Annotated in this window: 19 protein-coding genes; 7 read left to right on the top strand and 12 right to left on the bottom strand. The window is 63.0% G+C overall.

Annotated elements, in window-relative coordinates; all coding sequences use genetic code 11:
• Positions 1 to 8 precede the first annotated feature (8 nt).
• The 9 genes from ACZXDY_RS17675 to urtA all read right to left on the bottom strand — a co-directional run bounded on the left by ACZXDY_RS17675 (position 9) and on the right by urtA (position 7,941).
• Entirely contained in the window at positions 9 to 548 is a 540-nt protein-coding gene (locus ACZXDY_RS17675; protein WP_028165120.1) for an HD domain-containing protein, read from the bottom strand.
• 100 nt (positions 549 to 648) lie between these two features.
• Positions 649 to 954, bottom strand: a complete 306-nt coding sequence (locus tag ACZXDY_RS17670; protein WP_028165119.1) for an urease subunit beta — start codon at positions 952 to 954, stop codon at positions 649 to 651.
• A gap of 132 nt (positions 955 to 1,086) precedes the next feature.
• A complete protein-coding gene (locus tag ACZXDY_RS17665) occupies positions 1,087 to 1,389 on the bottom strand; it encodes an urease subunit gamma (protein WP_028165118.1) in 303 nt (100 codons plus the stop codon).
• Positions 1,390 to 1,416: 27 nt separating this feature from the next.
• Positions 1,417 to 2,253, bottom strand: a complete 837-nt coding sequence (locus tag ACZXDY_RS17660; protein ID WP_028165117.1) for an urease accessory protein UreD — start codon at positions 2,251 to 2,253, stop codon at positions 1,417 to 1,419.
• Positions 2,254 to 2,281: 28 nt separating this feature from the next.
• Positions 2,282 to 2,977 (bottom strand): urea ABC transporter ATP-binding subunit UrtE, encoded by a 696-nt coding sequence (gene urtE / locus ACZXDY_RS17655; RefSeq protein ID WP_028165116.1) that lies wholly within the window; start codon positions 2,975 to 2,977, stop codon positions 2,282 to 2,284.
• Positions 2,978 to 2,980: 3 nt separating this feature from the next.
• The gene (urtD, locus tag ACZXDY_RS17650) at positions 2,981 to 3,742 is read right to left on the bottom strand and encodes an urea ABC transporter ATP-binding protein UrtD (RefSeq protein ID WP_028165115.1); all 762 of its coding nucleotides are present in this window, start codon (positions 3,740 to 3,742) and stop codon (positions 2,981 to 2,983) included.
• On the bottom strand, positions 3,739 to 4,914 hold the full coding sequence (gene urtC, locus ACZXDY_RS17645) for an urea ABC transporter permease subunit UrtC (RefSeq protein WP_130228568.1): 1,176 nt from the start codon (positions 4,912 to 4,914) through the stop codon (positions 3,739 to 3,741). The genes urtD and urtC overlap by 4 nt, the downstream gene beginning before the upstream one ends.
• Positions 4,911 to 6,524: an urea ABC transporter permease subunit UrtB gene (gene urtB, locus ACZXDY_RS17640; RefSeq protein ID WP_455996907.1), complete on the bottom strand. Its 1,614-nt coding sequence runs from the start codon at positions 6,522 to 6,524 to the stop codon at positions 4,911 to 4,913. The genes urtC and urtB overlap by 4 nt, the downstream gene beginning before the upstream one ends.
• Positions 6,525 to 6,615: 91 nt before the next feature.
• On the bottom strand, positions 6,616 to 7,941 hold the full coding sequence (gene urtA / locus ACZXDY_RS17635; RefSeq protein ID WP_464346372.1) for an urea ABC transporter substrate-binding protein: 1,326 nt from the start codon (positions 7,939 to 7,941) through the stop codon (positions 6,616 to 6,618).
• A gap of 571 nt (positions 7,942 to 8,512) precedes the next feature.
• Here urtA and ACZXDY_RS17630 point away from each other — a divergent pair.
• From ACZXDY_RS17630 to ACZXDY_RS17620, 3 genes are all read left to right on the top strand, one after another.
• On the top strand, positions 8,513 to 9,940 hold the full coding sequence (locus ACZXDY_RS17630) for a DEAD/DEAH box helicase (RefSeq protein ID WP_464346371.1): 1,428 nt from the start codon (positions 8,513 to 8,515) through the stop codon (positions 9,938 to 9,940).
• A gap of 25 nt (positions 9,941 to 9,965) precedes the next feature.
• Positions 9,966 to 10,256 carry a translation initiation factor IF-1 gene (gene infA / locus ACZXDY_RS17625; protein WP_027579226.1) on the top strand — a complete coding sequence of 97 codons (291 nt, stop codon included), beginning with the start codon at positions 9,966 to 9,968 and terminating at the stop codon, positions 10,254 to 10,256.
• 263 nt (positions 10,257 to 10,519) lie between these two features.
• Complete coding sequence (locus ACZXDY_RS17620) at positions 10,520 to 10,732, top strand: cold-shock protein (protein WP_028165110.1); 213 nt, start codon at positions 10,520 to 10,522, stop codon at positions 10,730 to 10,732.
• Between the two features lie 86 nt (positions 10,733 to 10,818).
• Here the strand turns inward: ACZXDY_RS17620 and ACZXDY_RS17615 are convergent, their stop codons facing one another.
• From ACZXDY_RS17615 to ACZXDY_RS17605, 3 genes are all read right to left on the bottom strand, one after another.
• Entirely contained in the window at positions 10,819 to 11,457 is a 639-nt protein-coding gene (locus ACZXDY_RS17615; protein WP_464346370.1) for a TadE/TadG family type IV pilus assembly protein, read from the bottom strand.
• 8 nt (positions 11,458 to 11,465) lie between these two features.
• Complete coding sequence (locus ACZXDY_RS17610; protein ID WP_028165108.1) at positions 11,466 to 12,047, bottom strand: TadE/TadG family type IV pilus assembly protein; 582 nt, start codon at positions 12,045 to 12,047, stop codon at positions 11,466 to 11,468.
• Between the two features lie 157 nt (positions 12,048 to 12,204).
• Positions 12,205 to 12,720, bottom strand: a complete 516-nt coding sequence (locus ACZXDY_RS17605) for a pilus assembly protein N-terminal domain-containing protein (RefSeq protein ID WP_464346369.1) — start codon at positions 12,718 to 12,720, stop codon at positions 12,205 to 12,207.
• A gap of 445 nt (positions 12,721 to 13,165) precedes the next feature.
• Here ACZXDY_RS17605 and ACZXDY_RS17600 point away from each other — a divergent pair, with 445 nt between their 5' ends.
• The 4 genes from ACZXDY_RS17600 to ACZXDY_RS17585 all read left to right on the top strand — a co-directional run bounded on the left by ACZXDY_RS17600 (position 13,166) and on the right by ACZXDY_RS17585 (position 16,578).
• Positions 13,166 to 13,330: a Flp family type IVb pilin gene (locus ACZXDY_RS17600; protein WP_063623388.1), complete on the top strand. Its 165-nt coding sequence runs from the start codon at positions 13,166 to 13,168 to the stop codon at positions 13,328 to 13,330.
• 304 nt (positions 13,331 to 13,634) lie between these two features.
• Entirely contained in the window at positions 13,635 to 14,159 is a 525-nt protein-coding gene (locus tag ACZXDY_RS17595; protein ID WP_464346368.1) for an A24 family peptidase, read from the top strand.
• A 128-nt stretch (positions 14,160 to 14,287) separates the two neighbouring features.
• Positions 14,288 to 15,085, top strand: coding sequence for a Flp pilus assembly protein CpaB (gene cpaB / locus ACZXDY_RS17590; protein ID WP_028165105.1), 798 nt, complete (start codon positions 14,288 to 14,290; stop codon positions 15,083 to 15,085).
• Between the two features lie 41 nt (positions 15,086 to 15,126).
• Positions 15,127 to 16,578 (top strand): type II and III secretion system protein family protein, encoded by a 1,452-nt coding sequence (locus tag ACZXDY_RS17585; protein ID WP_433994518.1) that lies wholly within the window; start codon positions 15,127 to 15,129, stop codon positions 16,576 to 16,578.
• Positions 16,579 to 16,582 lie beyond the last annotated feature (4 nt).

The following is a 16,582-nucleotide window of genomic DNA, read 5'->3' as shown; positions in this document are numbered from 1 at the left end:
ACTTGCCTTCAAAACGCGCTTTTCGCGGTTTTGGCGGCTTCATCAAATTTGGCATCGAGCATCGGGTTGACGCCCCGACATCCGGCGACGACTTTCTCGGCCCATATGACATAGGCGGCGAGATCTTCGCGCTCGTCTTCGCTCAGGTTCGGCCCGATTCGGGCGCGCGTGTTGCTGATCTTGTCCGCGATCTTGATCATCTTGGCGCCGGGCGATTTGTGCGGGGCGTCCTCAATCTGCTTTTGCCGGCGCTGGGTCTTCGACAACGTCATGTCGTCGGTCACCTCGACCACGAGCGCGGCGACGCGCTCGCTAAATTTTGCCGCCAGTTCCTCGCGCGTGGCGTCGGTGTCCTCGACCGTGTCGTGCAGCCAGCCGGCCGCCACCAGTTCGGCGTCGGCGCCATCGGTCGCTGTTGCGAGCAGGTTCGCGACCTCGGCGAGGTGATTGATATAGGGTTCATTGCCACGACCCTTGCGGGCCATGCCCGTGTGGCGATGCGCGGCGAACTCGGCGGCTTCGGAGATGAGGCGGATTGGCTGCGGCATGGCGAAAAACTCCTTTTTGCCTCAACCGCGCCACCGCGCACTCCGTTCCTGCCTTGCGAAAGAGGGGACGGCCGGGCGACAGCGAACATGGCGCCAAGGATCACAGCTTGCCCTTCACCTCGCCGCGGAAGCCGTGGATGACGCGTTTGCCTGCGAGGGCGACGAGCTGGACGTCGCGGGTCTGGCCCGGTTCAAAGCGGACCGCGGTGCCGGCGGCGATGTCGAGGCGCATGCCGCGGGCTTTCTTGCGGTCGAATTTGAGGGCCGGGTTGGTCTCGAAGAAATGGTAGTGCGAGCCGACCTGGATCGGGCGGTCACCGGTGTTGGCGACGGTGAGCGTCACGGTCTTGCGGCCGGCATTGAGCTCGATCTCGCCGTCCTGGATGAAGAGTTCGCCGGGAATCATGTGTGCTACCTCGTATCGCTCTGCTGCGTCATGGCCGGGCTTAACCCGGCCATCCACGTCTCACCACTCAGCCCAAAGGCGTGGATGCCCGGGTCGAGCCCGGGCATGACAACGTTGATGGACTTGCGCTCCTCACCGGATCGGCTCGTGCACGGTGACGAGCTTCGTCCCGTCCGGGAACGTCGCCTCCACCTGGATGTCGTGGATCATCTCGGCAATTCCCTCCATCACCTGCGCCCGGGTCAGGACCTGTGCGCCGGCCTGCATCAGGTCGGCGACGGTGCGGCCGTCGCGCGCCCCTTCGACGATGAAGTCGGTGATCAGGGCGATGGCCTCGGGATGGTTCAGCTTGACGCCGCGCTCGAGCCTGCGGCGCGCCACCATGGCGGCCATCGAGACCAGGAGCTTGTCCTTTTCGCGGGGAGACAAATTCATGCGGGCACTCTGATGGTTTTCGAATGATTAGTTGAGCCACAGCCTCGGCAGCGGGACGGCGGAGGCGCGGCCGAGCACCGTCATCATGTCGGCGCGCAGCCTCATCGCATCTTGGGCACAGAAGCGCGCCATTGCAAACCCATTCCAGCAGGAGACGCCGACTTCACCACGGAAGGAATCCTGCGCCTCGCGTATACGCTCCACGACCGCCTCATCTCCGGGCACGATCAGCGCAGTGCCGATCGCGACGCCGCCATTGGCGACAGCTGATAGGGCGAGCTTTTCACCGATATGGCCGTCGAGCCGGATGGTCTCGGCAAACACCAATCTGCCACCGCGGCGCATCCGCCAGCGGTCGACGAATTCGCCATGGCGCATGGTCTCGCCCATGGCCGAGCGGCCGAACACCACGATTTCACACAGCAGCAGCGACGCGCCCTCCGAGAGGTCGATATCGATCCGCCGCGAAATCCGGGCGCGGTCGAACAGGATGGTCTCCTGCGGCAGCCAGGACAGATGCGAACCGGTTGCGGCTCTCAGCGCGATATTGAGCTGGGCGGCGGGTCCGGCCGCACGATAGACTTTCTCGGCGGCGGCTGTCGTCAGCGTCAGCCGCGCGCCCTCACCAGCAGCGATATCGATGTCAAAGCGATCACCGCCGGCAACCCCGCCAGCGGTATTGACGAACACCGCCGACAGCCCCTCGCCCTCCGGCGACGGAAAACGCACCCGCAGCGAGCCGGATTCGTGCAAGTCGCCGCGGCGGGTAACACCATCCTGCAGATGCACACCGAACCGCACCGCGCCGCGAGCACGGTTGGCCGCAAAGGTCGCTGCATCAGCGCGTGCATTCTCGGTGTGCATCCGTCCCCCCGTTGGCCGGTTGCGTCCCTTATAGCGCCATTTGGCGGGAGATTTCAGCGGGATCGAGATTGGAGCGGTCGCAGGCATATTTCACCGCGCCACGGTCCATCACCGCAAAGGAGTCGCCGAGCTCGCAGGCGAAATCGAGATATTGCTCGACCAGCACGATCGCGATGTTGCCGAGATTGCGCAAATAGGAGATGGCGCGGCCGATGTCCTTGATGATCGAGGGTTGGATGCCCTCGGTCGGCTCGTCCAAAAGCAACAGTTTCGGCCGCATCACCAGCGCGCGGCCGATCGCCAGTTGCTGTTGCTGGCCGCCGGAGAGGTCGCCGCCGCGGCGGCCGAGCATCGATTGCAGCACCGGAAACAGCGAGAACACGTCGTCCGGGATGAAGCGGTTCTCGCGCTTGAGCGGACCGAAGCCGGTCTTGAGATTTTCCTCCACCGTCAGCAGCGGAAAGATCTCGCGGCCCTGCGGCACGAAGCCGATGCCGCGCCGCGCGCGCTCATACGGCCTCAAACCGGTGATGTCGCTGCCGTCGAACTCGATAGAGCCCGACGCGATCGGATATTGGCCGACCATCGCGCGAAGCAGCGAGGTCTTGCCGACGCCGTTGCGCCCGAGCACGCAGGTGACCTTGCCGGGTTCGGCCGACAGCGAGACGCCGCGTAGCGCCTGCGCTGCGCCATAGAAAAGGTTGATGTTCTCGACCTTCAACATCGCTTACCTACCCAGATACACTTCGACAACCCGCTCGTTCGACGACACCTGGTCGATGCTCCCCTCCGCCAGCACCGTGCCTTCATGCAGGCAGGTCACCTTGACGCCGAGCTCGCGCACGAAGGTCATGTCGTGCTCGACCACCATGATGGTATGGTCCTTGTTGATCTCCTTGAGCAGCTCCGCGGTCTGGTGAGTCTCGACATCGGTCATTCCGGCAACGGGCTCGTCGACCAATAGCAGCTTCGGATCCTGCGCCAGCAGCATGCCGATCTCCAGCCACTGTTTCTGGCCGTGCGACAGGCTGCCGGCGAGACGGTTGCGCGCGTCGGTCAGACGGATGGTCTCCAGCACTTTCTGGATGCGCTCGGTCTCGGCCCTGCTCTCGCGCCAGAACAGCGTGCCGCGCACGCTGTGGTCGACATTGAGCGCGAGCAGGAGATTGTCCTGCACGGTCTGGCTTTCGAACACCGTCGGCTTCTGGAATTTGCGGCCGATACCGAGCTCGGCGATGCGGGTCTCGTCCAGCCGGGTCAGGTCGGTGACCCCGTCGAACAGCACGGTGCCTTCATCCGGCTTGGTCTTGCCGGTGATGATGTCCATCATCGTGGTCTTGCCGGCGCCGTTCGGGCCGATGATGGCGCGCATCTCGCCGGGCTCGAGCGCGAGCGAGAGGTTGTTGATGGCGTGGAAACCGTCGAAGGAAACGTGCACGCCATCGAGATAGAGCATCGCGGACGTGGCACGGGTATCCATCACGTTCATTGCGCCTGCTCCGCCGAATTGGGTTCGCTGATGCCGTCCTCGCGCGCGGCGCTTTCCACGGCCGCGACGCGCTGCGCCCTCCATGGCTCCCACCAGGAATTGAAGGTGCCGACGATGCCCTTCGGCAGCAGCAGCGTCACCAGGATGAACAGCGCGCCCAGCATGAACAGCCAGTACGGCGCGAGTGGCCCTGAGGTGAAGAACGTCTTGGCATAGTTGACGACGACGGCGCCAAGCGCAGCGCCGACCAGCGTGCCGCGGCCGCCGACCGCGACCCAGATCACCGCCTCAATTGAATTGCCCGGCGCGAATTCGCTCGGATTGATGATGCCGACCTGCGGCACATAAAGCGCGCCCGCAACGCCGGCCATGCAGGCCGACAGCGTGAACACGAACAGCTTGTAGGATTCGACGCGATAGCCGAGGAAGCGGGTGCGGCTTTCGGCATCGCGCACTGCGATCAAGACCTTGCCGAGCTTCGAGGTCACGATCGCCCGGCAGATCAAAAAGCCGATGATCAGCGCCAGGCAGCTCAGCGCGAACAAAGCGGCGCGGGTGCCGTCGGCCTGGACGTTGAAGCCCAGGATGTCCTTGAAGTCGGTCAGGCCGTTGTTGCCGCCGAAGCCGAAATCGTTGCGGAAGAAGGCAAGCAGCAGCGCATAGGTCATCGCCTGGGTGATGATCGAGAGATAGACCCCGGTGACGCGGGAGCGGAAGGCGAGCCAGCCGAAGCAGAAGGCGAGCAGGCCCGGCACCAGCAGCACCATCAGCGCCGCGAAGGGGAACATGTCGAAGCCGTACCAGTACCAGGGCAGCTTGTCCCAGTTCAGGAACACCATGAAATCAGGCAGGATCGGGTTGCCATAAACACCGCGGCTGCCGATCTGGCGCATCAGATACATGCCCATGGCGTAGCCGCCGAGCGCGAAGAAGGCGCCGTGGCCGAGCGAGAGGATGCCGCAATAGCCCCAGATCAAATCGATGGAGAGCGCGAGGATGGCGTAGCAAACATATTTGCCCCACAGCGCGACCAGATAGGTCGGCACCTGCAGGAACGAGCCCTGCGGCAGCAACAGGTTCGACAACGGGACCAGGATGCCGACGGCCGCGACGATCAGGATGAAGGCGGTCGCGGCGCGGTCCAGCGAGCGGGTGAGGATATGCGCGCTCATGCTTCCACCGCCCGCCCTTTCAGCGCGAACAGGCCGCGCGGCCGCTTCTGGATGAACAGGATGATCAGAACCAGTATGGCGATCTTGCCGAGCACGGCACCGGCGACCGGCTCCAGGAACTTGTTGGCGATCCCCAACGTGAAGGCGCCGACCAGCGTGCCCCAGAGATTGCCGACGCCGCCGAACACGACGACCATGAAACTGTCGATGATGTAGCTCTGGCCGAGATTGGGGCTGACATTGTCGATCTGCGACAGTGCGACACCGGCGATGCCGGCAATCCCCGAACCGAGGCCGAAGGTCAGCGCGTCGACGCGCGAGGTGGCAATGCCCATCGAGGCGGCCATGCGGCGGTTCTGGGTCACCGCGCGCATCTCGAGCCCGAGCGCGGTGTAGCGCAGCATCGCGAGCAGGATCACGAACACCGCCAGCGTGAAGCAGAGGATCCAGAGCCGGTTATAGGTGATGGTGATCTGGCCGAGCTCGAAGGCGCCGCTCATCCAGGAGGGGTTGCCGACCTCGCGGTTGGTCGGACCGAACATTGTGCGCACCGCCTGCTGCAGCACCAGCGACAGGCCCCATGTCGCCAGCAGCGTTTCCAGCGGACGGCCGTAGAGGAAGCGGATGATGCTGCGCTCGATCGCAACGCCAATCCCGCCCGCGACCAGGAAGGCCAGCGGCACGGCGATCAGGAGTGAATAGTCGAACAGGCCGGGGTAACGCGTGCGAATCACCTCCTGCACCACGAAGGTGGTGTAGGCGCCTATCATCACCATCTCCCCATGCGCCATGTTGATGACGCCCATCACGCCGAAGGTGATGGCAAGCCCGATTGCGGCCAGCAGCAGCACCGAGCCAAGCGAGAGACCATACCAGGCGTTCTGCACCGCCGACCACATCGCAAGATTGCTCTGGATCGAGGAGATCGCGCCGGTGATGGCCTGCGCCACCAGCGGCGGCTGGTCGGAGCCGGCGCTGGTGAGTAGCGCCAGCGCTTCCTGGTCGCCGCGGGCCTTGATGACCGCGACAGCATCGAGCTTGTCGTTATCGGAGGCGTCAGACTTGAACAGGATGATCGCTGCACGGGCCTCGGTGAACGCCTGCTTGGCCGCCTTGTCGGTCTCCTTCGCAAGCGCGCCCTCCACCACGGGAAGCGCGTTCTCGTCATGGCTCTTGAAGACGGATTGCGCGGCAGCGACGCGCTTCGCCGGGTCGGGCGAGAGCAGCGTCAGGCTGCCAAGCGCGGCCTCGACCGTGCGGCGCAGGCGGTTGTTGAGACGGACGGACGCCGCATTGTCCGGCAGCTTGTCGACCACAGCGCCGGTGGCGGCATCGATGATCTTGCCGTCTGCCTGCGTGATGAAGACTTTCTTGCTCTCGGGATCGGCCGACAGCCGCTCCTCCTGGAGCGCCGAGATGATCGGGAAGGCGAGCGGATTGCCCGAGCTTGCGACCGCCTCGATCGCTTCCGCGGTATCGGAAAATTCGTCATTGGCGAACTTGGCGACCGCATCCTCGAACGGGCCCGCGAAGGCGGGCAGCGCGAAGCAAGCAATCAGCAGGACTGAAAGAACGAGCGCGCGAAAACGCTCAAGAAAATAGCCAAACACGTGACGACCCCGGCAGGAGTGGTGAGGAGAAGGCGACGAACACCGCCGCCTTCTCCAGTCTCTTGGAAGGTTGTTGAATGAACGGATCAGATCAGGAGCCCTGACCGCCGCACTTGTTGGTCTTGGTGTTCCAGTTGCCGCACTTCTTGCCGACCCAGTCGCCGATCAGGTCCCTGGAGCCTTCGAGCTCCTTCGACCAGGCATCGCCCGCGACGAGGCCGGGAGTCTTCCACACCACGTCGAACTGGCCGTTGCCCTTGATCTCGCCGATGAACACCGGCTTGGTGATGTGGTGGTTCGGCAGCATCTTGGAGACGCCGCCAGTCAGGTTCGGCGCTTCGATGCCGGGCAGCGCGTCGATCACCTTGTCCGGATCGGTCGACTTCACCTTCTCGACCGCCTTCACCCACATGTTGAAGCCGATGTAGTGCGCTTCCATCGGGTCGTTGGTCACGCGCTTCGGATTCTTGGTGTAGGCCTGCCAGTCCTTGATGAACTTCTCGTTGGCGGGCGTCTTGATCGACTCGAAGTAGTTCCAGGCGGCGAGATGGCCGACCAGCGGCTTGGTGTCGATGCCGGCGAGTTCTTCCTCACCGACCGAGAACGCGACCACCGGGATGTCGGTCGCCTTGATGCCCTGGTTGCCGAGCTCCTTGTAGAAGGGAACGTTGGCGTCGCCGTTGATGGTGGAGACCACCGCCGTCTTCTTGCCGGCCGAGCCGAACTTCTTGATGTCGGCCACGATCGTCTGCCAGTCGCTATGACCGAACGGCGTGTAATTGATCATGATGTCTTCCTGCTTGACGCCCTTCGACTTCAAGTAGGCTTCCAGGATCTTGTTGGTGGTGCGCGGATAGACGTAGTCGGTGCCCGCCAGCACCCAGCGCTTCACCTTCTCGTCCTTCATCAGGTAGTCGACCGCGGGGATCGCCTGCTGGTTCGGAGCGGCGCCGGTGTAGAACACGTTGCGCTCGGACTCTTCGCCCTCATACTGCACGGGGTAGAACAGGATGTTGTTCAGCTCCTTGAACACCGGGAGCACGGATTTGCGCGACACCGAGGTCCAGCAGCCGAACACGACCGCGACCTTGTCCTTGGTGATGAGCTCGCGCGCCTTTTCCGCGAACAGCGGCCAGTTCGATGCGGGATCGACGACGACAGCTTCGAGCTTCTTGCCGAGCACGCCGCCTTTCTTGTTCTGCTCGTCGATCAGGAAGAGAATCGTATCCTTCAGCGTGGTCTCGCTGATGGCCATGGTGCCGGAGAGTGAATGCAGGATGCCGATCTTGATGGTGTCGTCGGCCGCTTTGGCCGGAGAAAATGGCGACGACCCCAAGCCCAAAACCAGGCCCGCGGCGGCAGCGAGCCAGCCGCGGCGGCTCAGCCTTGCTATATCGTGAGTAAGCTGTGTGATCATGAAATGTCATCTCCCTGACGCAGGCGTGAACGCATGCGAACGGCCCCACGGCCGCCTGCGACAAAAGGAATCGCAAGAACCATGCCACGGTCGAGGCACCGCTTAAGCCACTGCTGGCGCACCGCAATTTGGCGTTTCAGGAAGAATGCAGAGAACGACAGCCCAATTATTGGGCGACAAAAATGTATGCCAAAGCGGCAATCAGTTCATTTTTTGAGCAATTAAACCGAGCTGGCTAAATTTCCGGCAGCCAATTGTGACGCTGTCGCGACATCGGACTCGCCCCTGCAATAGCAACTTCGCTCCCGAGGCCGACCCAATCCGAGGAGAGTTTACCTTGAAAGTGCCGCGTTCATGTTCCATATGACTGCCATGACCCGCGCGAATCGCCGGGTCGGCGCAAGCTTGCGTGTTCTAGGCCGCCTTGGTTCCAACCAGCCTCGGCGGCTTTTGGCTTGCCTTTGATCAGCCAACAGCACCGATGCCCCAAACACGCGGGTATCACTGATGCCCTCACGCGCCCGGCCGACATGGCCGGCGCGCATGACGTTTTGATGGAAAGACCTCCCTTTTGACCTCCTTTCAGGATTTCGGCCTTGCCGATCCCATCGCCCGCGCGCTTCGGGAAGAGAACTACGTCACCCCCACTCCGATCCAGGCCCAGACCATTCCGCTCGCGCTCGAAGGCCGCGATGTGATCGGCATTGCGCAAACCGGCACTGGCAAGACCGCTTCCTTTGCGCTGCCGATCCTCAACCGGCTGCTGGAGAACCGCACCAAGGTGCAACCGAAGTCGTGCCGCGTGCTGGTGCTCTCGCCGACTCGCGAATTGTCGGGGCAGATCCTCGACAGCTTCAATGCCTATGGCCGCCACATCCGCCTCTCTTCCGCGCTCGCGATCGGCGGCGTGCCGATGGGCCGGCAGGTCCGCTCGGTGATGCAGGGAGTTGAAGTCATGGTGGCCACCCCCGGCCGCCTGCTCGACCTCGTGCAGAGCAACGGCCTGAAGCTCAACCAGGTCGAGTTCCTGGTGCTCGATGAAGCCGACCGCATGCTCGACATGGGCTTCATCAACGACATCAGGAAGATCGTCGCCAAGCTGCCGCAGAAGCGACAGACGCTGTTCTTCTCGGCGACGATGCCGAAGGATATCGCCGCGCTCGCCGAAGCGATGCTGCGTGATCCGGCCCGCGTGGCGGTAACACCGGTGTCCTCGACCGCCGAGCGCGTCACGCAGCGCATCATCCAGGTCGATTTCACCGCCAAGCCCGCCATACTGGCGCAACTGCTGAAGCAGGAACCGGTCAACCGCGCGCTGGTGTTCACCCGCACCAAGCACGGTGCCGACAAGGTGGTGAAGGGGCTGGAGAAGGCCGGCATCGCGGCTAACGCTATACACGGCAACAAGTCGCAGAATCACCGCGAGCGCACGCTGGCGGCATTTCGTTCCGGCGAAATCCGCACCTTGGTCGCGACCGACATCGCCGCGCGCGGCATCGACGTCGACGGCATCAGCCATGTCGTCAATTACGACCTGCCCAACGTGCCGGAGACCTATGTGCACCGCATCGGCCGCACCGCACGCGCCGGCGCCGACGGCGTTGCAATCTCGCTGATCGCGGGCGCAGAGGAGATGGGATACTTGCGCGACATCGAACGGCTGATCCGGGTGGCGCTGCCGCGCGAAGATCGCCGTACACCGGGCAGTCGCGAGCAGGCGCCTGCTCCCGCCGCCCCACATCGGGCGGCTGGACGATCGGCGCAGCGCCCCCATCAGACCAGAGGAAATGAATCACCTCAGGCAGCAAAAGGCCCTCGCCGCCGCCGCCGTCGAGGTGGTAAGAATGGCGCGCCACAGGCGAACCGGGGCGAGTCGCCACGTCCGCCGCAGATCGGCAAGAGCGAGGGTAAGCAGGGCGGCATTCAAGGCGTCGCCTTCTTGCACCGCGAAAGCCGGGCGAAACCGCAGCCCAACCGCAACAACCAAACGCAGCACTAGCCGTCTATCGATTCTGGAGAACCACATGGCTAAGGAAGAGCTGATCCAGTTCGAGGGGTTGGTGACCGAAATCCTCCCCGACGCACGCTATCGCGTGCAACTCGATACCGGACACGAGATTGTCGCCTACACGGCCGGCAAGATGAAGAAGAACCGCATCAAGACGCTGGCCGGCGACCGGGTTACGATTGAAATGTCGCCCTACGACCTCGAGAAGGGGCGGCTGATTTTCCGTCACAAGGATGAACGCCCGAGTTCGCCCGGCGGCCCGCCACGCGGCCAGCCGCCACGGGGCGGCCAGTTCCGCCGCCGCTGACGTGCCCCAAAGCCGTCCGGAATCGCGCACGACGCCCCGACGTCTTGCGCGATCCCTGCGGTTTCCACGTTCGAACGAAATCCGCGCACGTCAGGATTGTTTTAGGCCCGTTTTTCGCATAATATCGGGTTAATCGATTTTCGGCCGGACGACATTAGCCATCCACCGGTATCCCGGTTCGGCGCTGACGACCCTTCCAAAATTCGATCCACCAGCCTGCCACAAGCGGGCTTTGACTTGTCTATCTGAGAAGGGACTATCCCGTGAGCATGGGAACCGTGAAGTGGTTTAACGCAACCAAGGGCTACGGCTTCATTCAGCCCGATGACGGCGGCAACGACGTGTTCGTACACATCAGCGCTGTCGAGCGCGCTGGCTTGGGCACGCTGCGCGAAGGCCAGAAGATCTCCTACGAGATCGTGTCTGACCGTCGGTCCGGCAAATCCGCCGCCGACAATCTGCGTTCGGCGGGCTGACCGACGACGGGCCTGCGTCCGCAGCGCCCATACGCATCAAGAACACTGAACAAAGAGAAGCCGCGCCGACCGCGCGGCTTTTCGCTTTAAGAAACCGGCGTGCAGCTACTGCTTGGCTTGGTGGGCGGCGGATAGTCGACGCAGGGCGACTGTCTCGGCCGGGTGTAGGCTTGGTCTTGCCATGGAATCTCGGTCTTGAGCACGTAACCAGTTAGCGACTTGTATTTGTAACTGACCTCGCTCCAGATCAGCCAGGTATTCGGTATCAATAACCCCGGCGGAACCGGTACCGTATCATTCGGCTTGTGCGGCGAATTCTGAAGCGCGGCTGTCGGCGAGCCGCTCATTGTGACGGTGGCCGACTGGCTCCACTGGATCTTCGCGATGCCGTTGTTGTCGATGAATACTTCCGAGACGGTCGCGGTCAGCGGTGTCAAGGAATAAGGCAACAGGATTGCTCCGCTCAGGGCGAAGACATTCTGCATGTCCGTGGTGGTGACGCTGTTCAGCGATTGCGACGTCAGGTCGGATGCCGCGCGCGCCACCAGCGCCAGCTTGCGCTGGATGGCGACGAAGGAGCTGACCTCGACCGTTCCGAAGACCAGCACCAGCATGATGGGCACGATCAGCGCGAACTCGGTCGCTGCCACGCCGCGGCAATCGTTGACGAGATTGCGGACCTGGCGGCGCACGTGCCAGATCGATGAGAGAAACCTCATTTTCATCGTTTCGCTCATGAGCATGTCGTCCCGCCATTGAGGAAGGGCTCGTTCCTGAAGACCGCGATTGCCGACAACAGGCGTTTGCTGCCATTCAGATTGGAGGGGTCGTAGCCGAGCACGTCTCCAAAGTTGAGCATCTTGGTGACGATGACGGGCCACTGATAGAACAACCTGGCCACGACGAAATTGCCGTCTTGGCCAGGACAGTATTTCATATCATCGATGAAGGCGCCGCCCGAACCGATCTGGTTAGGGATTTTGATCACGTTGACCTGCGGGTAACTACGAACGTCGACATAGATGCCCTTGCAGTCGAACATGAAACTGAGCTTGTGGGCGCAGACCGCATTCTTGAAGTCCTGCGGACTGAGCGAGCCGCTTTGCGCCTGTCCGGTCAGGACCAAGCGCGCGGAATCCTGGGTGATCGTCTCGAGCACCTGGCCGGCGAAGAATATCAGCGCCGTCTCGATGATCGCAAACAACAACACGAAGAACACCGGAGCGACGAGGGCGAATTCGACGGCGGTTACGCCGCGACGATCGCGGCGAAACCGGCGCAACAATTTCCGGAAAGAGCCTGGAGGCTGTGGCATCGGAGGAGTCTCGTAGCGGGGTGGTGCCGCAACGATTATCTGAAACAGATTGTCGAAATGTTTCGTCGGATCGCGACAGCACGACCCGTTCCGTTAGGCCGGCGTTAAGCATGGGCGGACAGCGCAAGGCCGCCGCCGACGGCCTCTGCAGGTTTCGTTAGTTGGGGGACGACGGTTTGGGGGCGGTCCCGCCCTGCCCGCTTGCCTGGGTGCTGAGCGAGCCGGCCTGATCGATCGTGGACTTGAAGTAGTTCTCGCCGTCGCCGAGCGTCACGCGGCGCTGGCAGATCGGCATGCAGCTATAGGATTCCCGCTCGATGCCGCGATAGACGGTGACGAGCTGGTCGCTCGGGCCCTGGACCTGGATCTGGCGGTCGACCAGGATCTCGCCGTTGCGGTCCATCGCGATGAAATTGGTGGCGCCGTAGCCCTTGCCCGTGACGACCACGACGCCGCCGGTCTGCAGCGTCACATCGGCGATCATGGGGTTGCCGACCACGATGGTGGCGATGCCGGTCGGGAGCTTGACGAGCTTGGCCTGGTCGACATTGACCTCGATCCGATCAGGATCGGCCGCGGCAAAGCTTGCGGAAGGCCATGCCGTGGCGGCGGCTGCGAGAAGGCTGAAGGCAAGACCCGCCAACGTGCGGACACGCTCTGACTTGAACGACATACTCTACCCCGGGGCATTGACAAGTCGGCAACCGCGATACGCAGCGGAAGCGACACCCGACAGAGCTAAACTGACAACAATTCATGAACGAAGTGCAAAAAGCGCTTCCGCAATTTCATCCGCATTCATTTCCAGAGACGCCTGCCCGGTGAGGATCAATCGCGAGGCGGCACGGACGCGATCGCTGCATTCTTGGCGTGGCGCGCCATAGAGGAGCACGATCGAGTCTCTCATCGAACCCAAGATATGTGCATTTTATCGATTGTCTTAAGCCCGCGTTGACTCTGCGTCGGAACTGTCAAATTTGGTACGATCTTTCTGCAATCGAATTAACTGCTGCGCAATTGTCGCACCCCTAGGTTCGCGTGCATGGTCACGGTGCTGAGAACGCCGGGGAGACCAAAACGCTAAGTTCGACCAGCCACGTGCACACCAGGAGCAATCTATGAAGAACCTCGTTTCGCGTTTCATTAAGGACGAATCCGGCGCGACCGCCATCGAATACGGCCTGATCGCCGCCCTCATTGCCGTCGTGATCATTGGCACCCTTCGAGTCATCGGCACCGATCTCAACGCCAAGTTGGTCCAAGTGGACAACGGGCTGAAGTAATCGGCTCTTTTCGGCACAAAGGCCCCGGCGATCCGGGGCCTTTGTCTTATTCGTCGAGTTGAACCGCGAAAATATGCGTAGATCAACCGTTCCACGACTTGCGGCGACAAAGGCCTCCTTTCGCGCCGGTCATCTGAACGACGCATCCGCACAGATCGTCTGCGTCGCCCTGGCACTGGCAGTTGTCACGCTCGCCTGGCGCATTGCGGCAGTCTGGTGACGTGCCGGCCTTCGCCGATTATTCATCTCTCGCGGCTAGATTCGAGGCGCCACTCATCCTGACCGCTCGGGCTCGCGTAATCACATGATCCTCGACATTCTTCGCCTGCTGCTGTTTCCCGCACTGATGGCGTTCGCGGCTGCAAGCGACCTTGTCAGCATGACGATTTCAAACCGTGTGTCGCTGGCGCTCGTGGCGGGCTTCGTCGTGCTCGCGTTTGCGAGCGGCATGGGGCTCTATGAGGTGCTTTCGCATGCCGGTGCCGGCGCCGCCGTGCTCGCGGCTGGATTTGCCTGCTTTGCGTTCGGCTGGATTGGCGGCGGGGACGCCAAGGTTGCAGCCGGCGCTGCGCTCTGGTTCGGCTTCGATCATCTCCTGCCCTATCTGCTCTATGCGTCCGTGTTCGGCGGCGCGCTGACGCTGCTGCTGCTCCAGTTCCGACGATGGCCGCTGCCCTACCCGCTGCTGGGCCAGGCCTGGCTGCTGCGGCTGCATGCCAAGGAGACCGGCATTCCCTACGGCATCGCGCTCGCGCTTGGCGCGCTCGTGATCTATCCCGAGACCGGGTGGATGAAGGCGGTCGACTTCGCGCATTTCGTAATGCGTTGAAAGGGCGGAAGTAACTGCCCGTTAAGGCGATTTAGATACGCCTCATTAACCATGCTTTGACGAATAGCTGGTCAACTGCCGATCACGGCGGCGGAACCGTCGCGTCGTCCTGTGGAAAGTGAAGCGTAATGAACACCGCACGCATTGTGGTCTTGGCTATCGCCGGCGTTGCCGGCCTCGCGGCCCTGTATCTGGCGAGCGGAAGCAATAACCAGCCCGCTCCCAAATCCCAGCCCGCGGCGCAACTGCCAACCATCGACATCCTCGTCGCGAAGTCTGACATCGGCCTCGGCCAGTCGGTCAAGGCCGACGATTTGCAGTGGCAGACCTGGCCAGCCTCGAGCGCGAGCGGCTCGTATATGCGGCGCGACGGCAAGGCCGACGCCATGAAGGACGTCATCGGCTCGATTGCCCGCGCCCCCTTCATCGCCGGCGAGCCGATCCGCGAGCAGAAGCTGGTGAAGGCCGATGGCAGCGGCTTCATGGCCGCGATCCTGCCGTCCGGCATGCGCGCGATTTCGACCGAAATCTCGCCGGAGACCGCTGCCGGCGGCTTCATCCTGCCGAACGACCGGGTCGACGTCATTCTCTCCCGGCGCGAGAAGAACCCGGACGGCCAGGGCGCAGACATCGTCAATTCGGAGATCATCCTGAGCAATGTCCGCGTGCTCGCGATCGACCAGGCGCCGAAGGAGAAGGACGGTACCAGCGCGCTGATCGGCAAGACCGTGACGCTCGAGCTCAAGCCCGAACAGGCGGAAACGCTGGCGCGTGCGCGCCAGAGCGGCACGCTGACGCTGGCGCTGCGCAGCATCGCCGACGTCAATATCGTCGAGGCCAACGCCGACAATCAAACACGCCGGCGCGGCCAAAGCATCAACGTCATCCGGTACGGCATCGCCAGCCCGCAAACGGTACAGAAGTGAGCGAAAGGGCGCAGGGAATGAAGGGCTGGGGGAATCGATCGATGATGCGGGCTTTCGTCGTTCGCGCCCTGTCGTTTTCGGCCGCTGTCGCCTTCACACTGAACCCGGCCCTGACGCCGGTGGTGGCGAGCGATTACCGCGTCGCGGCGCCGCCCGCGGCCGACGGCCAAGCCAGTGCGCGCTTCCTGTCGCTCGGGGTCGGCAAATCGGTCGTGATCGACCTGCCGCGCGACATCAAGGACGTGCTGGTGGCCGATCCCAAGATCGCCAATGCCGTGATCCGCTCCTCGCAGCGCGCCTACATCATCGGCGCCGCGGTCGGCCAGACCAACATCGTGTTCTTCGATTCTGCCGGCGCGCAGATCGCCGCCTATGACATCGCCGTTAAACGCGACCTCAATGGGGTACGCGCGGCGCTCCGCCAGGCGCTGCCGCATGCCGACATCCAGATCGACGGCGTCGGCGACGGCGTGGTGCTGACCGGCACGGCCTCGAGCCCGATCGAGGCGCAGCAGGCCGGCGATCTCGCCGCGCGGCTTGCCGGCGGCGCTGAAAAGGTAGTCAATTCGATCGTGGTCCGCGGCCGCGACCAGGTGATGCTCAAGGTCACCGTCGCCGAGGTCGCGCGCAACATCATCAAGCAGCTCGGCATCGACCTCACCGCCAACCTGAACTACGGCACCGCGGTGGTGAGTTTCAGGAACGACAACCCCTTCACCGCCTTTGGTCGCCCGCTGCTGCCCAACAACACGGCGACAACCGCGTTCGGCGCCAGCCCCTCGGTATCGGCAACGCTGCGCGCGATGGAAAGCGCGGGCGTGGTGCGAACGCTGGCCGAGCCGAACCTGACGGCCATTTCCGGCGAGTCGGCCACCTTCATCGCCGGCGGCGAATTCCCGATCCCCGCAGGCTACTCCTGCGACCCCGTCACCCATGTCTGTATCACGCAGATCCAGTTCAAGAAATTCGGCATCTCCTTGAACTTCACTCCGGTCGTGCTGACCGAAGGCCGCATCAGCCTGCGGGTGATGACCGAAGTGTCCGAACTGTCGAACGACAATTCGATCACGCTCTCGCAATCCGTCACCGCCAATCAGGTGAACACGCTGACCATTCCCTCAATCAAGACCCGCCGCGCGGAAACGACCCTGGAAATCCCCTCCGGCGGCGCGATGGCGATGGCCGGCCTGATCCAGGAGCAGACCAAGCAGGCCATCAACGGCTTTCCGGGTCTTGCCCAACTGCCGATCCTCGGCACGCTGTTCCGCAGCCGCGACTTCGTCAACAACCAGACCGAGTTGATGGTGCTGGTGACCCCCTATGTCGTGCGCGCGGTGGCGCAGAAGGACCTGTCGCGACCGGATGACGGCTTTGCCAACGCCTCGGACCCGCAGGCCGACTTCCTCGGCAGCATCAACCGCATCTATGGCGTGCCGGGCCGTACCGAGCCGGGGCGAAATTACCGCGGCACCTACGGCTTCATTACCGACTGAGGCG

It is taken from the genome of Bradyrhizobium sp. LeoB3, from assembly GCF_055456055.1.
The sequence above is the reverse complement of the archived record's forward strand: the minus strand, read 5'-3'. Positions and strand labels throughout refer to the sequence as shown.